Origin of the sequence: Moorella sp. E308F, from assembly GCF_006538365.1 — a bacterium.
Classification (GTDB): domain Bacteria; phylum Bacillota; class DSM-521; order Neomoorellales; family Neomoorellaceae; genus Neomoorella.
This window is the reverse complement of sequence record NZ_BJKN01000003.1, coordinates 289,308-308,017: the sequence shown is the minus strand read 5'-3', so window position 1 is coordinate 308,017 and position 18,710 is coordinate 289,308. Positions and strand designations below refer to the sequence as shown.

The window sequence follows — 18,710 nt, the reverse complement described above, 5'->3', positions numbered from 1 at the left end:
GGGCCAAGAAGCGATCAAGCCCCGCAGCGTCGAACCAAATTTATGAAGCCTTATCACGCATCAACATGACTTTCAAAGTATGTAAAAGAATCTGGGCATCATTCAAAGGAGAAAGGGTTTTAGCGTAGAGCAGGTCATAGCGGAGCTTGTCCGCCGGGGTGGTGCTGTAGCGCCCCAAAACCTGGGCTAGGCCGGTGATGCCCACCGGCAACCGGTGGCGCCAGTCGTAGCCCGGCACTTCTTTCCTGAACTGCTCCACAAAAACCGGCCGCTCCGGCCTGGGGCCGATGAAGCTCATGTCTCCCTTCAAAACGTTCCAGAGCTGGGGCAGCTCGTCAATGCGGGTAGCCCTTAAGATACGGCCCACCCGGGTTATACGGGGGTCTTTAGCCGAAGCCAGCACCGGCCCGGTTAACTTCTCAGCATCAGGCACCATGGTCCGCAGTTTGGCCAGCTGGAACACCCTGCCGCCCTGACCTACCCGCTGCTGGCGGTAAAATACCGGCCCACCCGGAGATTCTAATTTTATCGCTATAGCTGCCAGTAGAATCAAAGGTATGGCAATAACACCCAGGCATAATGACAGGGCGATATCAAAAATTCGCTTCCAGGCGCCCGAAGGTGCCGAAGTAAAACCGTCTACCCTTAAAATTGGTATGCCGTCAAGCTGCCCAATCCTTGCCTGCGAGAGGAGTATTTCATAAAAATCAGGAACAATAAAAACGGCCAAATTGCGGGTCGTAATTTCCCGCAGCATCCTTTCCCGCAGCGCCAAAGGGAGCCCGTCACAAAACAAAACCGCCTTGGGCCTACTGTTATCCAGAGCTTTCGCCAGCTCTTCATATGTACCAAGTACCGGAAACTCTATTCGTGCGGCCCCGGCTCCAGGCTCAACTACCAGCCCCAGAACCCGGTATAGGCGCCCGCCTTCACTATAAAGCTGGCGCGCCCGCCTGACGGCTGCATCATACGGTCCAATAACTACCAGGGTTAGTACCCCCTGCCGCCAAATGCTGTAACGCCAGACGGCATAGCGCCAGACGCTTAATAGCAGAAGCTGCAACGGCGCCGTCAAAAGGAAAACAGAGCGGGGAAAGGCGTATTTCTGCAACATATATGACAGGGCAATGCCGGAAAGTGTGGTCAGGACGACTACCCACACCAGGGCGGCAAAGATCTCTATCCACTGGTAGCGGCCGCCGACATAAAGTCCGTAGCTGTAAAAAAGAATAAAGGCCACCAGGGTGATCCAGATAGCCGTCGTCCAGTAGGCCTGCCAGTTGGCATGGGGAATCCGCCCGTGAAAACGGATCAAGAAAGCCAAATAAAAACTAAAATTAATAAGGAAGAGATCCCCCAGGATCTTCACTAACTTTGTCCAGCGCAAGAGGCTAAAGACCCTCCCCCATGGGTCTATTTCTCACCTTAAGGTAAATTTCTACACCAAAAGAAAAAATTCCTGCCTCTACCAACCAAACTTAAAAGCCCCCAAAAAGTTAATCAAGCGTTTAGCAAACAACGAACGCATATCATCTTCACCGGTTTCCCCGCATAATTAAGGCTCAATTCTTTTAATTTCCGGAAACTTATCAAAATGACGATCGTAAGAATATATCTCCAGTTTTTTTCCGCTGCCATTTTAGCAGCAACGAAAGTATCCGTCCAATCAACATTCTTTTCTACATACCACTCGAGAGCTTTCCTGGCCACCGACTTGCAATTTCTCTGGCAACCTCCTCCATGACCTGGTGACGTGCCTTCAAAAAATCCTGTTCCCCCTCTACCGGCACGCTACCTTTCAGGGCGGCTATGCCATGACTACCTTTTTCAATCTGTACGGTACCTTCCTTATTATAAAAAGCGAAGATGTGAGCCCGGTGCGACGCCTAAAAACTTGCGTATTTTTGCCGGGATGGTTACCTGGCCTTTAGATGATATCTTAGCGAAGCGATAGGCACAGCAGTTCTCACCTAATTTTCCTTTACTTTTATTCCATACTTTAAGGGAGTAGAGCCTTACGGTTTACTTATTATCTCCCAAAATAACCTTCTGCTCAACGCCTCTCAATATAACCGCGGCTTTCCAGCTCAGCCATGGCTTCTTCGATTTCTTCATAAGAAAAATGCGGTTTGATACTTTTTATTTCCTGAATAAAATCGTTTCTCGACATCGCCCTGTTACTGTTTACAATATCCCGGTCAACAAAAATTATGGTAGAACGCAACTCCAAATCTCTGACGCGCATCGAGCCGAATTCCCATAACAAATTTTCTATTTGCGGCTGATAAGTAGATAGAAAATCATTTGCTTTTTCTTTTATCAAAGCCGCCTTATTAGAAGGTGAAATAATATAACCGTTATAGCCGGGGTCAATAGTTACGGACACGCCGCCAATATAGCTTACATAGTCCAGGTCATCCATTAGTTCACTGCAAAAAGGACCATGGATATACAGGCTATACTGATATCCAACTGGCACTTTAAATACTGTTTGCAGCAGGTAAATTAACTTTTGCAGGGCGGTTTTGCCGAACCGCTGTCTGTTTTCCTGCATTTTTTCCGTCAGGAGCACTATCAAAGCATATTGATGCCAGGGGATATTTAATTTCACTTTATACACCTCCAAGATACTTTTTTAATTTGTCTTCTGCTTCCTTTTTTCTCTCCAAAGGCACATAAATCCTTCTTTGTTTTATAGGATTTAAACCTTTAACAACACTGGAGATTGCAGTACAGGTTCGCCATTTTCATCGTAGGCTACAGTTAGTGTTACTAAAAGTCGTTTCAAATCATATTTGCCGTACTCTACCCCTATATGAAGTGAATCCCGTAAAAGATAATCGGCCCGGTCGGCATCTAGTTGGCCAGATATCAAACTACGCCAGATCAAGCTACGCTGAACCGAAGGTTTGCCCGCGAGAAAATCAGCTACATCATCAGCTTTAATGTGATAATTTTGGTTCAAAGGATGATTCTCAATTACATCCTTCATCAAATAACGAATAACAGCTTCCGAGTATGCTTCATGTTTATAGGGCTTGTCGGTTGCGGGATTTTTAGGCATGACCTCCTCTCCTGCATGGGAAAAGGGAGCATGTCCTACATCATGTAGAAGACTAGCTAGCCGGACCAGTACCCGGTCACGTTGGAAACCAGCATCAGTAAAATTCATTTCGGATTTCAAAAATTCGGCATTTTTATGTACTATGGAATCAAACATCTGCGTTGCAATATGCATCACGCCCAGGGAATGTTCGAATCTGCTGTGGGTGGCTCCCGGATATACCATATCCGTCCAGGCCAGTTGTTTAATACGGCGTAAGCGCTGAAAAGCCCAATGATCAATGATTTCCCTTTCCCATTCATTGATCGTGATAAAGCCGAATATGGGATCTCGTATCTCATAATACTTAATTGATACCACCTTTTTCATTCTCATACATTGGCCCTGTACAATGGCCGCCTCGCCGTGGGGATTCTCTCCAGATCATAGACATTACCATAGCGCAAAGCTTAATATTATAGCCGCCACCGGCCGTTATTGTTATAATTCAACCAACACTCCTATTTTCCCGTACTTTCCCAGGTCCCGGCTAGGTGGACACCTTTTCGTCTTACAGTTCCATGGGATGAATCTTTAGCCACTTACACCCTTCCTCAATTAATTGTAAAGCATCCCTTCGATTCGCGTAAAACTCCGACTCGCGAATGCGCACAAAGGTCCAGCCTGCCCGTTCGAGTTGCCGCTGTCGGGCCATATCGCGTTCATATTGTTCCGGACCATGCCATGCATCGCCATCGCATTCTACGGCCAGTCGATTCTCCAATCCTTCGATCACCAAATCGATGCGATAGCCTGAGACCTCATACTGCGGTCGTACCCTGTAACCCCGGCGTAGAAGCTCCAAAGCGACGTCTACCTCGAACCAGCTCTCATAGGGGTCCGGCTGGGTGCCGATCTGCCGTGGTCTCCGGCTCCCTTCGCGTTCCAAGCGTTCCCGCTCTTCATAGAGTTCCTCAAGCGCCCCCTGGCCGGGACTATAGAAGAAATGCAGGAGGCGCCAACGTAAATCCTCACGGCTGAGTTCATGCTGTCGCACGCTATGGAACAACCATACCTGATCCTTGGCCCGGCTCATGGCAACGTTAAAGCGCCGCTGGTCCGGAAGACCGGTCAGTGCTCTGTACGAATGGTTGGGCGCCACCACTAACGAAAGAAAAATTACATCCCTTTGATCGCCCTGGAAGGTAGCCGGTACGCCGCACCGGAGTTTTCGTTCCTCACGTTCCTTAGGCTCAAGTACTTCGGCAAGTTTTCTCTCGATCAGCTCTGCTTGAGCGTTACCTTGAAGAACAATAACCCCCATAGTTTTGCCCTTATAGGCCTTATCTTCAAGACACTTTTGTATCGTCCGCACGATTTCGTCTGCTTCGGCTCGATTAATAAGTCGCTGCCCTTCTCCTTCGCAAAATCCCTCAGGCACAAAGGTAACTTGCAACGGAGGAAGCCGATCGGGCGGGGGTTGACGCAAAGGAATCAATGGTGCATCAGTATAACACAGGTCGTTACTGAAGCGAATGATCTCCGGTACGCAGCGAAAATGCTCCCGGAGAGAAATTACATTTCCAAAGGCCCGCTCAGCATGGTCATAGAGACTAGTATCTGGTCTGAATTCTTCCCGGAAGCGGAAATCTCGTAAGTGCTCCCGCGCCAGGCGGGCAATATCTTCCTCCAGAACACCGACCGCTTCCGGGCTGTTCTGCTTGTCGTCGCCAACGACCACTATGCGCTTCCCAAGCAAGAGTAGGATAAGCGACTCAATTCCGGCCTGGGAAGCCTCGTCGATAATGATTGTATCGAACATGCCGGCCTCAGCAGTTACTGTATCCCAAAGTTTATGGGTAGGCATAATCCACGCCGGAATCTTCTGGATACAATCCAGCAAATAACTGCGGGCCGCGCGACGATGCTTGAAGGCATACTTCCCCGTCCCCTTTCCTACACGGGCCATAGCTTTTTGCCAGGCAATGAGGCTCTGCTGCGTCCTATCGTCCAACCGGTCAAAGAAGGATTTCCAGGCCCTGAGCTCCACGAGGCGCAAAATTGTTGCTTCGATTTTTTTATTAATTCGCTTTCTCTGCTCCGTCAGCACATTATAATTGTCTTTATTGATTACCTGACGGAGCCAGGCGCGGGCGGCGGCCCAGGCCCAGGCCTGATCAAGCCGCAAAATTCGCTCCCGCCATTCAGGATTCCCGCAATTAGAATGCAACAGGCTCTTCAAGCCGGGACATTCCTGTTCCAGCCGGTTGACCAGTTTCTGATAGCGGTTAAAGCGCTCTTTTTCTTCCTTAAAACGTTCCCTTGCCTCCCAGGCAGCCTTCCACTTAATTACATCACGTTCTGCAATTGCCCCGGCCAGCTCGTGCATGCAGGGATGCAAATTACCTTCCGATAAGCTACGAATATTCCCCAGCCAGGTTGCGGGTGCCTCTTTAGCCCGCTCCGCTGCCCGCCGGGCCATTTCCGCTTCAAGGAGCGCAAGCCACTTCCGGAGCTCACCGGTTTCGACAAGCAAGACCCTTTCATGAATGGGGATAATCGTCAGGGGATGCTGCTCTTGTTCTTCAAACAACCTGAGCAGGCAGGCCAGTTCACGAACCAATTCTTCAGCGATTTGAGCCGCTCCCCGGAGGTCGGGCTGGTTTATTAAATTAGCCAGTTCAGGGCAGGTGGCGGAAAACTGTTGGATGAGCGCCTCTAATTCAAGAAACGTTACTAGAATTTCAAGCAAGCTGGGCTCCCGCGGCACCTCCCCATTCACCCAGCAGCTCTCCTCCACATAGCGTGTCTCGCGCACGACTTGAGGAGCAAAAAAACTAAAGCCCCGCCGGCCACCCCTTCTGAAATGCTCAAGGCGCCGCCGGGCATCCCCCAAAAGCTTTGACCGTTCCACCTCTCTTGGCAGCTCTACCCGGGCAGTTCCCAACTTCTCGCAAGCTGCCTTGATTTGAGCAAGTAACGGTTCAAGGTTCTGGATAAGCCTCAGCCATCGTACTTCCTGACCTGAAAGCAAGTCTTTCAGTATTTCCCCTGAGAGTTTACCGAACACACGAGCGGCTCGTATAATTTCCCCTTCGAGAGTGTTTAAAAACGCCTTACAGTTCTCCAAGGCGGCATCCGGAAAATGCTGTAACCGGCCAAGCTCTTCCAGCTCTACTGCCTTACAAAGGGCTTGCGATCTCTGTTCGGCAGCAGATAGGGCTTCTAGGGCCTGCCGGAATGCTTCAGGATCGGGAAGCGGAAAGTCACCAACCTCCAAATGAAGCTCATTTAAGCGTTCCTCTGTAAGCGAGCCATGAACCCCGGCCAAGAATACCAACTCAGAGGCCTGCAACGAACACCGGCTATCAGGACTAACAACATCCGGAAACCAACCATAGGTATCTTGATCGCGCTCCAGCTGCCTTGCAATCTGTGCTACCGTACCCTGGTAGCCGCCAAATAACGTGTGGCAGTGCGTCTCCGCCTCACGATATTGCCTCAGTTGGCCATCGATTATTGCCTGCTCTTCCTCCAGTCTTGACAATTCCTCATCGAGTCTTTTTATTTCCTGCTGCGCCCACTGAGGGTTCCACTCATTCTTCCGCGCAAGAATCCTGCGAATGCTGTCTTCTAAGAGCTTTTGATCATCGCGCGTAGACCCGAAGGCCATGACGCAGAGGTTCGGAATATCGCCCGGCAGGAGTTCACGCAACACAGCCAAAGCCTTTGGTGCGTGGGCCGTCACCAAAACCCGCTCTCCCGAAGCTAAAAGATGGCAAATGAGATTAGCTATGGTGTGGCTCTTCCCCGTTCCAGGAGGGCCTTTGACGAGAACATATGGCCGTACCCTGAGGCGTTCGGCTATCTTCATTTGTTCCTCGTTGGTATGAAGAGGAAAATAGAGGCGATCGCCGCCGCTGCCGGATACGGTATCGTCTGCAGGCACCACTTCGTCCAAACCGCTTGAAGCTTCGCCTTCGGCAACAAACTGCTTCCAGGGCCCCGTCGGAGAAAAAAGCTGTTCGTTTTCTGATGCCTCCAGGAAGCGGTTGATTAGCTCATCGTATGCCGTGGGGCGCCGTTCGCGCAAGACCAGGGCTGGTGCAAGAACAATGCGGAATGTCTTATCTACCCGCTCAAGGGGTTTCCACCCTTCCTCATCCACCCAAGCATCCGAGCTTGCCCGGTTGGCAATGACGTGCAAGATTTTTCCTACCTTGGCCTTGTCCCAGACCCTGACATCCAGTTCCTCAAGTAGGTCTTCCAGTTCTTTTTTTACAGGGCCCAGATCCGGTTGGTGCTGGAGTTCCAGCATATCTAACTCAATCCGGAACCCGTCAAAAGAAGCGGCAGGAGTTACTGTGAGTATGCCGCGGGCAGCGTCCTGCGAAATCTCTGCCGGAGCCGTAAGGAGGTGGCGCTTAATGGTGACGTCAAAGGGATCGCGCCACTGCAAAAGCCCTACCGCGAGCACCAGTTCGTAGCGCTCCTCGGCTTCCTCGAGGCGCCGGCGCATAAAATCCACGTCTTCATAAACTCGCTGCACTTCCTGCCAAATGTGCACTTCTTGTGCCCAGGATTCCCAATGATTTACCAAATATTCGAGCCATGCCTCTTCCACTTCCGGATGATCTTTCAAAAGTCGCTCCTCCAGAACATCTTGAGGCACTATTAAAGGCTGGTCGGGTGGTGCATAAGGCTCCAGGCTCTTTTTAGGGGTAAGCACGGTGATCTTCTCGCGCAGCAAGCCAAGTAAATCTTCTGTGTTCCTCCCGACATATTCTTCCGGTTTATCTAGAAACTTTTCCGGAAGCCAGCATTTAATTTCTTCCGGGACAGGCGGTGGGTTTGGCCTGCGCTTCTTACGGATCTCTAGCCACAAGTCGGGTATCTCATCCGGATTATCCGCGCTAAAAACTGACCTATATGCATCCTTCCAACGGGAAGGTAAATTGTGGGGAAGATCGGCCAGCCACAGAACCCTATCCCCGCTCCCATAAACTGTAACGCGCTTCCGCCGAAGGGTCGCAAAGTTTTTTAGAAAAGCAAGAAGCTGACGGTTTTTTGGGACTTGCTGCACCATTACCGACCCCCAAAAATTTCATCCTCCAGGTGAAAATAGAGCCTGGTGAAGTTTCTTTTATGCTTTCTGCCTATCTATCTTCCGACTAATGCGAATAATTCTCCAGGGACCCGCTAAATATATCTTACCAGGCTAAACCACCGAAGTTTCATGATCAGTGCTGATACCCACCAGCGTTTCCAAATAAGCCCGCAGGTCCTTTACGCTTGTAAAGTAGCGATAGCCTGCCTGATTGAGAATTTTATTCTGGTCCTTATCCTCCTGTAAGACCAGGGCTACCGGCTGGCTGTAGCCCTCCTGAACCCCGGCGGGCCAGGCCAGGTCCACCACGGTCAGAACCTCTCCGGTGGGACTGCATACTTCAAAATCCAGCTCAGGCTTGGGCAGGCCGTTTAATTTCACCCATTCAATCAAGGCTCGAATTTCATCGTCTTCCACCGGAACGGGTGCAGTCGTCGGGTTGAGGACCGTTGAGTAATTGACCGCCACCGAGGCTGCAGCCGAACCATTCAACAGTTCATCCAGGAACCGGTTGGCCGCCGCTGCCAGGAGGCGCCGCCGCTCAGCAAGAAACTCCCTGTAGTTTTCCGGCCGCCAGAGTTCCCGGTCCAGGGGCACCCACTGGGAGGCCAGCGCCCCGGGGAACCTTCTTTCTACTTCCTCTAAATAAACCTCGGGCCTGCTGTCGCTGATGGCCAGGTTGGCACCCTGGGTGAGGAAGCAAAGGTTGGCAATGGCGTTGACCTCCGCCTTCTGGTAGCCGTGTTCATAGAGAAGGGCTTTGGGAAAGATGTGGTGCACCTGCAGGGCGTTAAGCTTGCCCAGGAGATTAGCCGAAAGGGGCACGCCGCTGCCCCAGTCCCGGGCGCCGCACACCCTGGTCAAAAGATAAAGCATGGGGTAAAACCTGGCACCCAGGCTCCACCCGGCAAAGTCTTCCGGCCGGATAGTGAGGCTTCCCCGGGAGAGCCGGAGCTGCTCGATCAACCGGTCCAGGGCACCGTCCACCGGCTCCAGCACCTTCAAGTCCTGGTTCAAAACAGTTTCCGTAGAGCCGGCGAAGCGGCCCCAGAGGAAACTGTGGACGTACCAGTATAAAAGGCGATCGCGTTCCCTGGCATCCTTCAGCTTCCCGCTCCGCAGGACGAGGTAGCGGGTCATCACCGGAAAGGCATAGCGCCCGCCCAGGACCCGGTCATGGTCGAGACCTAAGCGGCCGGAAATCATATTCAACAGGTAATTGCAAGTATCCCGCGCCATGGTAAGGCCATTCTGGAACCTTTGTGTATCTACATCTTTTAAGGACGAGAAAGATGCCTCCCCAGTGAGGATGGTGGTAATATTGCGCAGTAGCCAGTCGAGGTTAAAATGGAAACCGGCCTTTTCCCAGCCGGCAAGCACCTCCTTCATGGCCTGCCTGGCTTCCGGCCATGCGGCGCATATCTTGGCCAGGGCCAGGTCGCCCTGGGAGAGCTTGGTGCCGCCGCTGTTGACCCGGTTAAAGATGTCCACCACCACGTCAATGGTTTTATCCTCGCCGGTCACCTCTTCCACGTGTAGGTCGATGTTTTTGATACCATCAATATCTGTGAGGCGTTGGATGTATGTCTTCATCCTGGGCGCCAGTTCCGGATGCGCGTAAAGTTGGCTGATAAACTCGCCCACTCCGTTCTGCATCAGCTCGGTTACATTGATCCAGAGGGGATTGCCTTTCATCTTGGAGGGCATGTAGAACTCGAAGGTCTCGTCCTCAAGGTGGAAGTAGAGGCCGGTGAAGGCCTGGGCGTTGCCGTCGAAAAAGCGGGGCGGCCTGCCCCTGATGATGCCGTAGAGGGTGGTTATCCGCTGCTGGCCGTCGAGGAGCAGTTTAACCACTCCCGGGGCCGGAGCCTGGTCGCCCCTGGAGGCTGCCCCCTCCGACCGGGTGACCCACACCAGGAGGCTGCCGATGGGATAGCGGCGGTAAAGGGACTGCATCAGCCCGCGCACCTGATCGCGGTTCCACACGTACCCCCGCTGAAACTCAGGCAGGGCCATGCTTCCCAGATCGATCTGGTCAAGAATGGTAGCGATTTTCAAAGGGTGTCATCCCCTCTCCCAAAATCATCACTCACTACTGCAAAAAAATTACACAACTCGGTACCCTCTTCAAGGTTTAAAGGGTTGAAAAAGTATTTTGCTTAAGGTAGAAACAATTGACGGTACTCGTTAAAAGCAAATTGATCTGTCATTCCTGCTATATGCTCTGCTATTGTATGAAGGAATATCTCATTGAGATGTTTTTCCTTTTTGATATCTTCTATTTTTTTATGTAAATTCTCACGACATAATGTAACTTTGGGCTTTTCCTGTATTTTCTTGGAGAATACTTCAAGGGCATCATTATATTTTCGAAAAACATAGTCTGGCATACGGGCGGGTTCCTTATAGTAAGCTTCAAAAAGTTTCTCAACACAAAGATCACCTTTAATATCCATACGAGCAACCTCATATGAATCATACATTGTTTCATCAAGTACTTTTTTTAACTTTTCTACTTGACTAGCAGTTTGTTTAAGTACTACTAATCTAGCCCGAATTGGTTCATTGACTGGACGACCAGGATTAAAGATTTTTATATTCTCCTCCGTTGCACTAACCGCATCATTTATTAGTAAGCGGATAAGATTGCGTATTAATCGAACCCTTAAGTTATATTCGTCAATATCATTTTTTAATTTTTCAGTTTGAGCAATCTCGTAAGCTTGACGGTATATATCTATATCAAGCAATTTAGAAGAATTTACTGACATCATTTTTGCTCGAAAAGCATCTTCTAAATCATGAGTAACCTGAGCTATTTCATCACACAATGCAACAACTTGACCTTCAAGGAAACAAGGTGTGTCCACTTCAGGATGTAATGTCGAAATATCTAAAGTTGTATCAAATACTCGTTCCTTATAATCCTTATCAATAAGAGAGGTATGTTTTAATATGCCTTCTCTGGTCCAATTTGTAAGGTTTAAACCGGGAAAATTACCATGATAACGTTCAAAAAAGTCAACTACCTTTAAGCTATTTACATTATGGCGAAAGCCGCCAATATCATAGGGGCATATTTCTTTTTTATCTTTTCCTCGCAAAATATGATTAAGTTTACGTTCCGCAGCATGACCAAAAGGCGGATGCCCTAAATCGTGTCCTAGGGCTATAGCTTCTGTTAAATCTTCATTTAATCTGAAAACACGAGCTATTGAACGGGACATTTGAGCAACCTCTAATGTATGGCTAAGCCTTGTCCTATAATGATCTCCAAGATTGGCTTGAAATACCTGTGTTTTGCCTTTTAAGCGGCGAAATGCACGAGAATGAATTATTCTATCTCTATCATGTTGAAATGGCGTTCTTGTATCATCTTTAATTAATTCTTCTTCCATTATTCTACTTGAAGGTGTATAATCTTTATTTTTTACAGCATAATCCGCCAACTTTTCATCCATCGCAGCTAATAATTCTTCACCACGTAAAGCCTTAATTGATTGGTTCATATCACTTAACCTCCTTCTCAGAAAAGTTATTTCCGAATCACTTCTTCTATTACCCGCGCCAGTTTTTCTCCCAGAACTTCCATGCTGTGATGCCGCTCCACATATGAGCGTCCGTTAATACCCAGGAGCTTCCTTTCTTCGGGAGGCATTTCTTTAATCTGGAGAATGCCCCAGACTAACGCTTCAGCGTTATCCGGCTCCACAACAAGACCGGCGCCGGCTTCCCTAATTATTTGATTGCTTGCATTGCTAACCATAATGACCGGCTTACCGCTTGCTAAATAGTCATAAAGCTTATTCGGGCTTACGCCGTATTTTAATACCTCCATAGTTTTCAAGCAGTGTAATAATAAATCCGCCTCCCTTAATACAGCCCCTACCTCATCTTTGGGCACAGGCGCCAAAAAAGTAATATTGGCGGCGGACCTTTCCTGCGCCAGCTGGACCAGCCGCCCTTTTTCCGGCCCATCGCCGATTAAAAAAAAGTGGACGCCAGGATCAATACCAGCCATCAAGGCCGCCGCCTCGACCAAGGTATCGAGCCCATTGGCAGGGCCGTGGGCGCCGGCGTAAACAACTTTGAACATATCCTTTTGTTCAGCAAAAGCCTTTGCCGCCGGTGACGACGGATCAATGGGTTTGACATTGTCAAACCTTTTTAGATCGACGCCGTTGGGTATCCAGACTATCTTTTCCGGCCTGATGCCTCTCCCGGTTATGTATTCACCCGCATTCGGTAACAGGACGATTATTTTTTCCGCCTTCTGGTACATAAACTTTTCCCACGCGTAAAGGAGCCGGGCCATCACGCCGTTTCTTTTCATGGCGCCCATATCGACCGCCGTCTGCGGCCACAGGTCCCGAACCTCGAAAATAAACCGCGCCCGGTACCTTTTCGCCAGCCACCACCCTGCCAAAGGAGCGATGGGGTGCATGGATGAGCCGATAATCACTTCCGGCTTCTTAAAGTTTTTATTATACCGCAAAAGGCTGAAGCCGTAAGAAAGCATATTCAAAACCCTACGCCAGTCATTGCCCTGGTAAGGGCTCGTCTCCAGCCACACAAACTTCACGCCGTTATGGTCTTCGACCCGTAAACCCTCACCCTTTTTGATTTTTACATATTTATGAGTAACATGATCAAAGCCAGAAGCAAAGATGATGACTTCATATCCACGCCTGACCAGTTCCCGCGCCAGGTCGTAATGCCTGGTGCCGCCGGCCATGTCCGGGCTGATGGCGTAGTGATTAAGGATCCACACTGTACGTGTTTCATATTTCATAGGCTTACAAGAACCTCGCTCAATTCTGTTTAGTTATCTCATACGGCGAGCAGTCTTTGTACGATTAATTCCCCGCTCCGGCCGTTCCCGTAAGGCTCTCCCTCCATTCCCCCGGTGGAGGCAAGGCCCTCCGTTATCCCATTTGCGACCGCATTAGCAGAATGGGGATAAACCAATCTATTCCACCCCAGCTCCACTATCTCCACCCATTCTGTTTCACCCCGCAGGGTCACGCAGGGGACCCGGTAGAAAAACGCCTCCTTCTGCACCCCGCCGGAATCGGTGGCGATGAGGCGGGCGTTCTGCTCCAGCATCACCATATCCAGGTATCCCACCGGCTCGATCAGGCGCAAGCTGGCCACGGCCTCATCAAAGAGCCTGTGGCGCTCCAGGGCCTTGCGGGTACGGGGGTGTACGGGGAAAACTACCGGAATACTCTTCCCCACCTCGCAAAGGCCTTCCACGATGGCCTGAAGCCTTGAGGGGGTGTCGGTATTTTCGGCCCGGTGGATGGTGACCAGAATATAGCTCTCCGGCTTCAACCCCAACCTTTCTAGCACACGGCTTTCCCGGCGCGCCTTTTCACCGTAGTAGAGCGCGGCGTCGTACATCACATCGCCCACCAGGTGGATCCGTTCCTCGGAAATACTCTCCCGGCGCAGGTTCTCCACCGCCGCCCGGGTAGGAGCGAACAGCATGTCCGCAGCATGGTCGGTAAGCACCCGGTTGATCTCTTCGGGCATCCGGCGGTTGAAGGAGCGCAGGCCAGCCTCCACGTGGGCAACCGAAATATGGAGCTTCACCGCAGCCAAGGCTCCGGCCAGAGTAGAATTGGTATCGCCATAGACCAGTACCCAATCGGGTTTTTCCTCAAGCAGCACTTGCTCCACGGCCTCCAGCATTCGGCCCGTCTGCGCGCCGTGGAAACCAGACCCGACGCCCAAGTGATAATCTGGCCTTTGGATTTCTAATTCTTTAAAAAATATGTCTGACATCTTCTCGTCGTAGTGCTGGCCTGTGTGAACCAGGATTTCACGTGCTTTTGATACTGACCGTAATACCCGCGAAACTACGGCAGCTTTAATAAATTGTGGCCGGGCACCAACGATGGTTACTATTTTCATAGGGCCTCCAGAAGTGCTTTAACCTAATTACTCATTAAAAGGATCTTATCGCTTTTGTGAAATTAAGTCATAACATAGCTATATACACAATACCATCTGAGAACAAACCCCGTTAGCGAGCCAGCCGAACTTTTTGATTAATTTCTCGAACGGTAATATGTTCTCTCAATCGAGCCAGGAGGGTTTTGAATCTCTTCACCCGAAAATACAGGAACTACGCTAGCATAAGCTTCGGTATAGGTCTCTGCCCGCCCAAGCCACCCAGCTCTTTGCTACTTGCTTTTGATCTTCTGCAAAAGTAGCTTTACATTCTTATGGAGATTAAACTCTTCATCAACCTTTCGACGCCCTTTCTCACCGATCTCCCTGGCCAGCTTTTCGTCCTTGATAAGTCTTTCCACCGCACCAGCTAGCTGCCGCGCATCTTTATCCCTTACAATTATACCGGCACCGTCTGAGAGCAATTCTGGTATGCCGCCGGTGTTGGTGGAAACCACAGGGATTCCATACGCCATGGCCTCCATTAAAGCTACCGGGATACCCTCCCTCTCGTCATCGCCAGTGACTATACTGGGGAGGACCACCGCGTCCACTTCACCTCTTTCATACATCCGCAATAGTTCCCCATGGGGCAGACGGCCAACGAGACTGACAACCTCCTCCAATCCAAGTTGCGCGATTTGCTGGCGAATTTCAGCCTCAAGGGGACCATCCCCGATGAAAAGGCATCGAAAGTCGCGAATCCCTGTTTCCAGCAGCAGCGCACAGGCTTCTATTAGAAACCGATGGCCCTTTACGGGCACAAGATTGGCCGGGCAGGCGAACACAAAATCGGGTCGCGATGGGTGGAATTGCGGAAGCAACGTGTCAGGCAGCCGGACTCCCATGTGCAGCACTTTCACTTTGTCTTGATACGTTTCGCCTACAATACACAGTACCTCGCGCCGCCCGTCCTCGGAAATACACCGCACAAAAGCCGCCCGTTCTACTTTAAATCTGAGCAGGTTGTTCTCCGCAATATCCCATCGGTGGAGGGTGACACTCCATGGAATACCCGTGAGTTCCGACGCTATCCAGGCCATAGTGGCCGTGGTCGAACCCCAATGGGCGTGGATATGTTCCACTCTGGCCTGACGCAGCAAACCGGCGATAAACACCGCTTTGGGGACAACAGCAAGATTCTTAACCAGGATCTTCAGCGTTCGCGAATGACGTAAAATTCTACCTAGAATCCTCCACAAGCGAGGATTCAAAGCCACCGTTTTCAAAAAGGAGAGGAAAATTCGCCAGTTGAATAAGGGCAGCCATATCGCGCGGTCCAAAAGCTGCCGGGCCAGATCGTGGAAAACTTCTTTTGGAGGATTCCGGGGCACAATGACGAGTTCAACACCAAGTTCGGCCATCGCGAGCATCTCCTCCAGGACGAAGGTCTCCCCCCGCCCGAACGGAGCATGTGCTGTTATGTAAGCAATTTTCACCTGACGATCACCACCTCTCCCGGCTCCCGCAGCTTCTGAATTACCTTAACGCCAAGCGCCCTAACCCGATTTTTCCAAACCTGTTGGTAAGTAATCCAACGATCCCGAAACTCAACTGGCTAGATGCGTCATGCCCGTCCACACTCCCTCAAGAGCTTCAAATACAAGGCTTCATACTCTCTGGCGGTCCGGGTTATGTCAAATCGCTCAAGAGCCCGTTTTTGCGCCGCTTTACCCATGCGTTGGCGGAGATCCGTGTTTTTAACGAGACGCAGGATTCCTTGTGCTAGTGCATAGGAATTACAAGGAGGCACCAGAATCCCAGTCACCCCATCCTCTACCAATTCCGGAACACCCCCAACGGCAGTGGCAATTACCGGCTTGTCGGCCGCCATTGCTTCCAACACAGTCAGCGGCACCCCTTCCCAGTCGGATGGAAGAATAAATACATCAGAGTCTGCCAAGAGCTCAGGCACATCATCCCGTATACCCAGGAAAAAGACTTTTTCCTCCAATTCTCTCTCCTTGACAAGCCTTTCCACTGCTCGCCTTAAAGGGCCATCTCCTACAAGCCAGAGCTGCATCGTTGTATATTCCTTAACAGCCAGCGCAAACGCTTCTATAAGTAATTTGTGATTCTTTTGAGGTGCAAACCTCCCTATATGCAGCAATACTACGTCCTTTTCACTTTTAGCATTATTTCGCCTTGCTTTAGAAACAAAACGCGTAGTGGGGATCCCGTTGTAGATCAACGGCGTATTAATACCCTGCCCGTATATATCCCGAACGGTGTTCGCCACCTCCTGTGAGATACTAACAGGCACAACGCCCCCTAACCGAAAAGCAATCCAGTGCACTAATTTTCCGAGCCAGTCTACTTCTTTTTGAGCTATATTGTGGACCGTGTGGACACGCACCGGAACTTTGCAAAAAAGTGTTGGCAGCAGAGTGTAGCGCAACACATATAGATGAGTATGTATAACATCGGGGCGGAAAGAACGAAAAAGGGAATTAAGCTGGGGTATTATCCGCAGATCTAGCCCTCGGCGCTTATTGAGAAAATATACCTTAAGCTCCTTCTTCTTAATCTCTTTTTCCAATATCGTCACGCTTTCGGGGTAGAGACTCACGGCCGCCACTTCAAAGCGCTCGCGATCAAAGGCCTCAAGGAGGTTTACCAAAAGCCGCTCAGCTCCGCCCGCGCCAAAGTTGGGAATGATGTGGAGTACCTTTATTTTATGCAACATACTCTCCTCCTGCGGCTATTATCCGCTAATGCAATACCAACAAGCGCCCACCACCATTCCCCTAGTCTAGGTATAAAAAAAGAAGGGCTACCTAAACCAGTTGCCAAAAACACCACAAGCCACAACAAAAGAATCTCTCCCAAAAAACCGCTACGAAGAGCAGCAAGAGCTATAAAGAACAAAGCTATAAGGAACAACCCAAGAGCGATTATACCGCCGTAGTAGGCCAAGACTACGTAAATTGAATCGCCAACAAACACATCTTCTAATCTGCTCCAACCCCAGCCCGTAAGGGGCCGCTCCAAAATCGCCTTAATAGCGTTAGCAAGAAATCCTCTCTCTGGATCGTAGCGTGTATCGAATAAGGTAAGGTTTACTATTCGTGAAACCTGATAGGATAAAGAGCCCTCAAGGCGAGATTCGTGACTACCCAGCAAACTCACTATAAAAGCCAGCAGTACCGCGAAAACTATACTTATAAGCAAAAACCTGATTTTTCTACGTATGGGCAAACGAAACATCAACCATATTATGAGTAAACTTATTCCTGCGAAGAAAGTTGAAGATAACGTTAGTAAACCTCCCACGGCTGCACAAAGGACGGAAATTATTAGAAAAAGTCTCTGTTTATGGTTTAGTTTTTCTGGAGGTACCATTAGCCAAAGAAGGGCCGTACCAAGGGCAAGTAGAAAATAAACGGCAGCGTAGACAGGGCTTTCAAAGATGCTAGTAGAACGTAGAATTGTTCCCGTAGCTTCTAGTAGATTTGCCACGGAAGTACGAAATGCCGAAGTATAACCTTCCACCGTTAGTATTATTGCCAGCGGAATTCCTAGGCTCTGGCCAATAGAAAGTAATCCTAAAGGTATAGCCGTGTACGCAAAATAGCGTAACAGGCGCCAAGCGTCGTCATGCGATAAATCCAGATTGAAGAAAATTAACACTATCAGAATGGGTCTTACAAAAGCGTAAGCGTTAATCAACAAAACGCTGTCTACAACTCCGCTCATTATACCAATCGCGGATACCGTAAAGAGCCATAACCAAAGGGCTAGGAGCAACCAGATCACGGAAGGGATAGCCAAGCCCAAATAAAATCTACGCAATAAAAGGACCCCAAAGAGAGTGGGTAAAAGAATCATTTCGGTGCGGAAGTCCAAGCCAAAAATGCTTAGATAGGGGGCCATCAGGATGACCAAAAGAAGCAATACGGCGGATCGCCTCACTTGATGCAGTGAAGTAAATACTACTAGAAAAGTGCCCAAGCCCGATACCAAGGTCGTTATACTCATCAATTCAATCCTTCCCGTGATATAGGCATTCCCATAATTTGGGTTTCCAGCATTCGCCGTACATCATTCAAGTTAGCAGCCTGAACTTTATATAATTTTCTCTTCAATTCTGCGCATATACCCTGCCGCCTCTTATATAAAGCTATGGTAGAGCAGGAATCCAAATGACTAGGATCACGGTGTACCACAAAAGGAATTTAATATTGACTTTTGGCACGCCGCGTGCATCTAAAATCCTCCAGTGCTTCTCTGTTTTACGTACTGATACATCCATACCTCACCAGCCAACGGGCTCGCCTCCTAACTTTGGAGATTATGCCACAAATGGTTGGGCGCTTACTTGATTGCTTAAAAATGCGCTATAAAATACCTCAGGGGCCATATACCGAGACGCCCCTGTCCCGTCTGGTCCAAGGCTAGATTGTAAAACATCAATAAGACAAGCACAGGCCTCAGATAGGCATACACGTTAGCCCACAGAATCCTGTCTGCGCTTCCGGTCAATACTCCAATCAGAGAAACTAAGAAAATCCACAACCAAAGGCTGAAGAGCAACCAACTGACACGGGGAAAGGCTAAAGAAAATGATCTCCGGAGCAAGAGTATTCCAAAGAGCACTGGTATAAG

Annotated in this window: 12 protein-coding genes; all 12 read right to left on the bottom strand. The window is 49.7% G+C overall.

What is annotated here, in order from left to right; genetic code table 11:
* Nucleotides 1-40: 40 nt before the first annotated feature.
* Nucleotides 41-1,387 carry a sugar transferase gene (locus E308F_RS14235; protein ID WP_141265564.1) on the bottom strand — a complete coding sequence of 449 codons (1,347 nt, stop codon included), beginning with the start codon at nt 1,385-1,387 and terminating at the stop codon, nt 41-43.
* Nucleotides 1,388-1,851: 464 nt separating this feature from the next.
* Nucleotides 1,852-1,914 carry a hypothetical protein gene (locus E308F_RS16970; protein WP_373995964.1) on the bottom strand — a complete coding sequence of 21 codons (63 nt, stop codon included), beginning with the start codon at nt 1,912-1,914 and terminating at the stop codon, nt 1,852-1,854.
* Nucleotides 1,915-2,053: 139 nt separating this feature from the next.
* On the bottom strand, nt 2,054-2,611 hold the full coding sequence (locus E308F_RS14220) for a hypothetical protein (RefSeq protein WP_141265563.1): 558 nt from the start codon (nt 2,609-2,611) through the stop codon (nt 2,054-2,056).
* 90 nt (nt 2,612-2,701) lie between these two features.
* Nucleotides 2,702-3,433, bottom strand: a complete 732-nt coding sequence (locus tag E308F_RS14215; RefSeq protein ID WP_253260486.1) for an HD domain-containing protein — start codon at nt 3,431-3,433, stop codon at nt 2,702-2,704.
* A gap of 181 nt (nt 3,434-3,614) precedes the next feature.
* Nucleotides 3,615-7,928 (bottom strand): AAA domain-containing protein, encoded by a 4,314-nt coding sequence (locus E308F_RS14210; RefSeq protein WP_172613969.1) that lies wholly within the window; start codon nt 7,926-7,928, stop codon nt 3,615-3,617.
* A gap of 333 nt (nt 7,929-8,261) precedes the next feature.
* Nucleotides 8,262-10,208, bottom strand: coding sequence for a GmrSD restriction endonuclease domain-containing protein (locus E308F_RS14205; protein WP_141265561.1), 1,947 nt, complete (start codon nt 10,206-10,208; stop codon nt 8,262-8,264).
* Between the two features lie 101 nt (nt 10,209-10,309).
* Nucleotides 10,310-11,659, bottom strand: coding sequence for a deoxyguanosinetriphosphate triphosphohydrolase family protein (locus tag E308F_RS14200; protein WP_141265560.1), 1,350 nt, complete (start codon nt 11,657-11,659; stop codon nt 10,310-10,312).
* Between the two features lie 26 nt (nt 11,660-11,685).
* Entirely contained in the window at nt 11,686-12,942 is a 1,257-nt protein-coding gene (locus E308F_RS14195; protein WP_141265559.1) for a glycosyltransferase family 4 protein, read from the bottom strand.
* Between the two features lie 38 nt (nt 12,943-12,980).
* Nucleotides 12,981-14,066 carry a non-hydrolyzing UDP-N-acetylglucosamine 2-epimerase gene (gene wecB, locus E308F_RS14190; protein ID WP_141265558.1) on the bottom strand — a complete coding sequence of 362 codons (1,086 nt, stop codon included), beginning with the start codon at nt 14,064-14,066 and terminating at the stop codon, nt 12,981-12,983.
* A gap of 272 nt (nt 14,067-14,338) precedes the next feature.
* Nucleotides 14,339-15,544, bottom strand: a complete 1,206-nt coding sequence (locus E308F_RS14185) for a glycosyltransferase (RefSeq protein WP_141265557.1) — start codon at nt 15,542-15,544, stop codon at nt 14,339-14,341.
* A 128-nt stretch (nt 15,545-15,672) separates the two neighbouring features.
* Nucleotides 15,673-16,791: a glycosyltransferase gene (locus tag E308F_RS14180; RefSeq protein WP_253260485.1), complete on the bottom strand. Its 1,119-nt coding sequence runs from the start codon at nt 16,789-16,791 to the stop codon at nt 15,673-15,675.
* Entirely contained in the window at nt 16,776-18,083 is a 1,308-nt protein-coding gene (locus tag E308F_RS14175) for an O-antigen ligase family protein (protein WP_141265556.1), read from the bottom strand. Before E308F_RS14175 ends, E308F_RS14180 begins: the two co-directional genes overlap by 16 nt.
* Between the last annotated feature and the right edge of the window lie 627 nt (nt 18,084-18,710).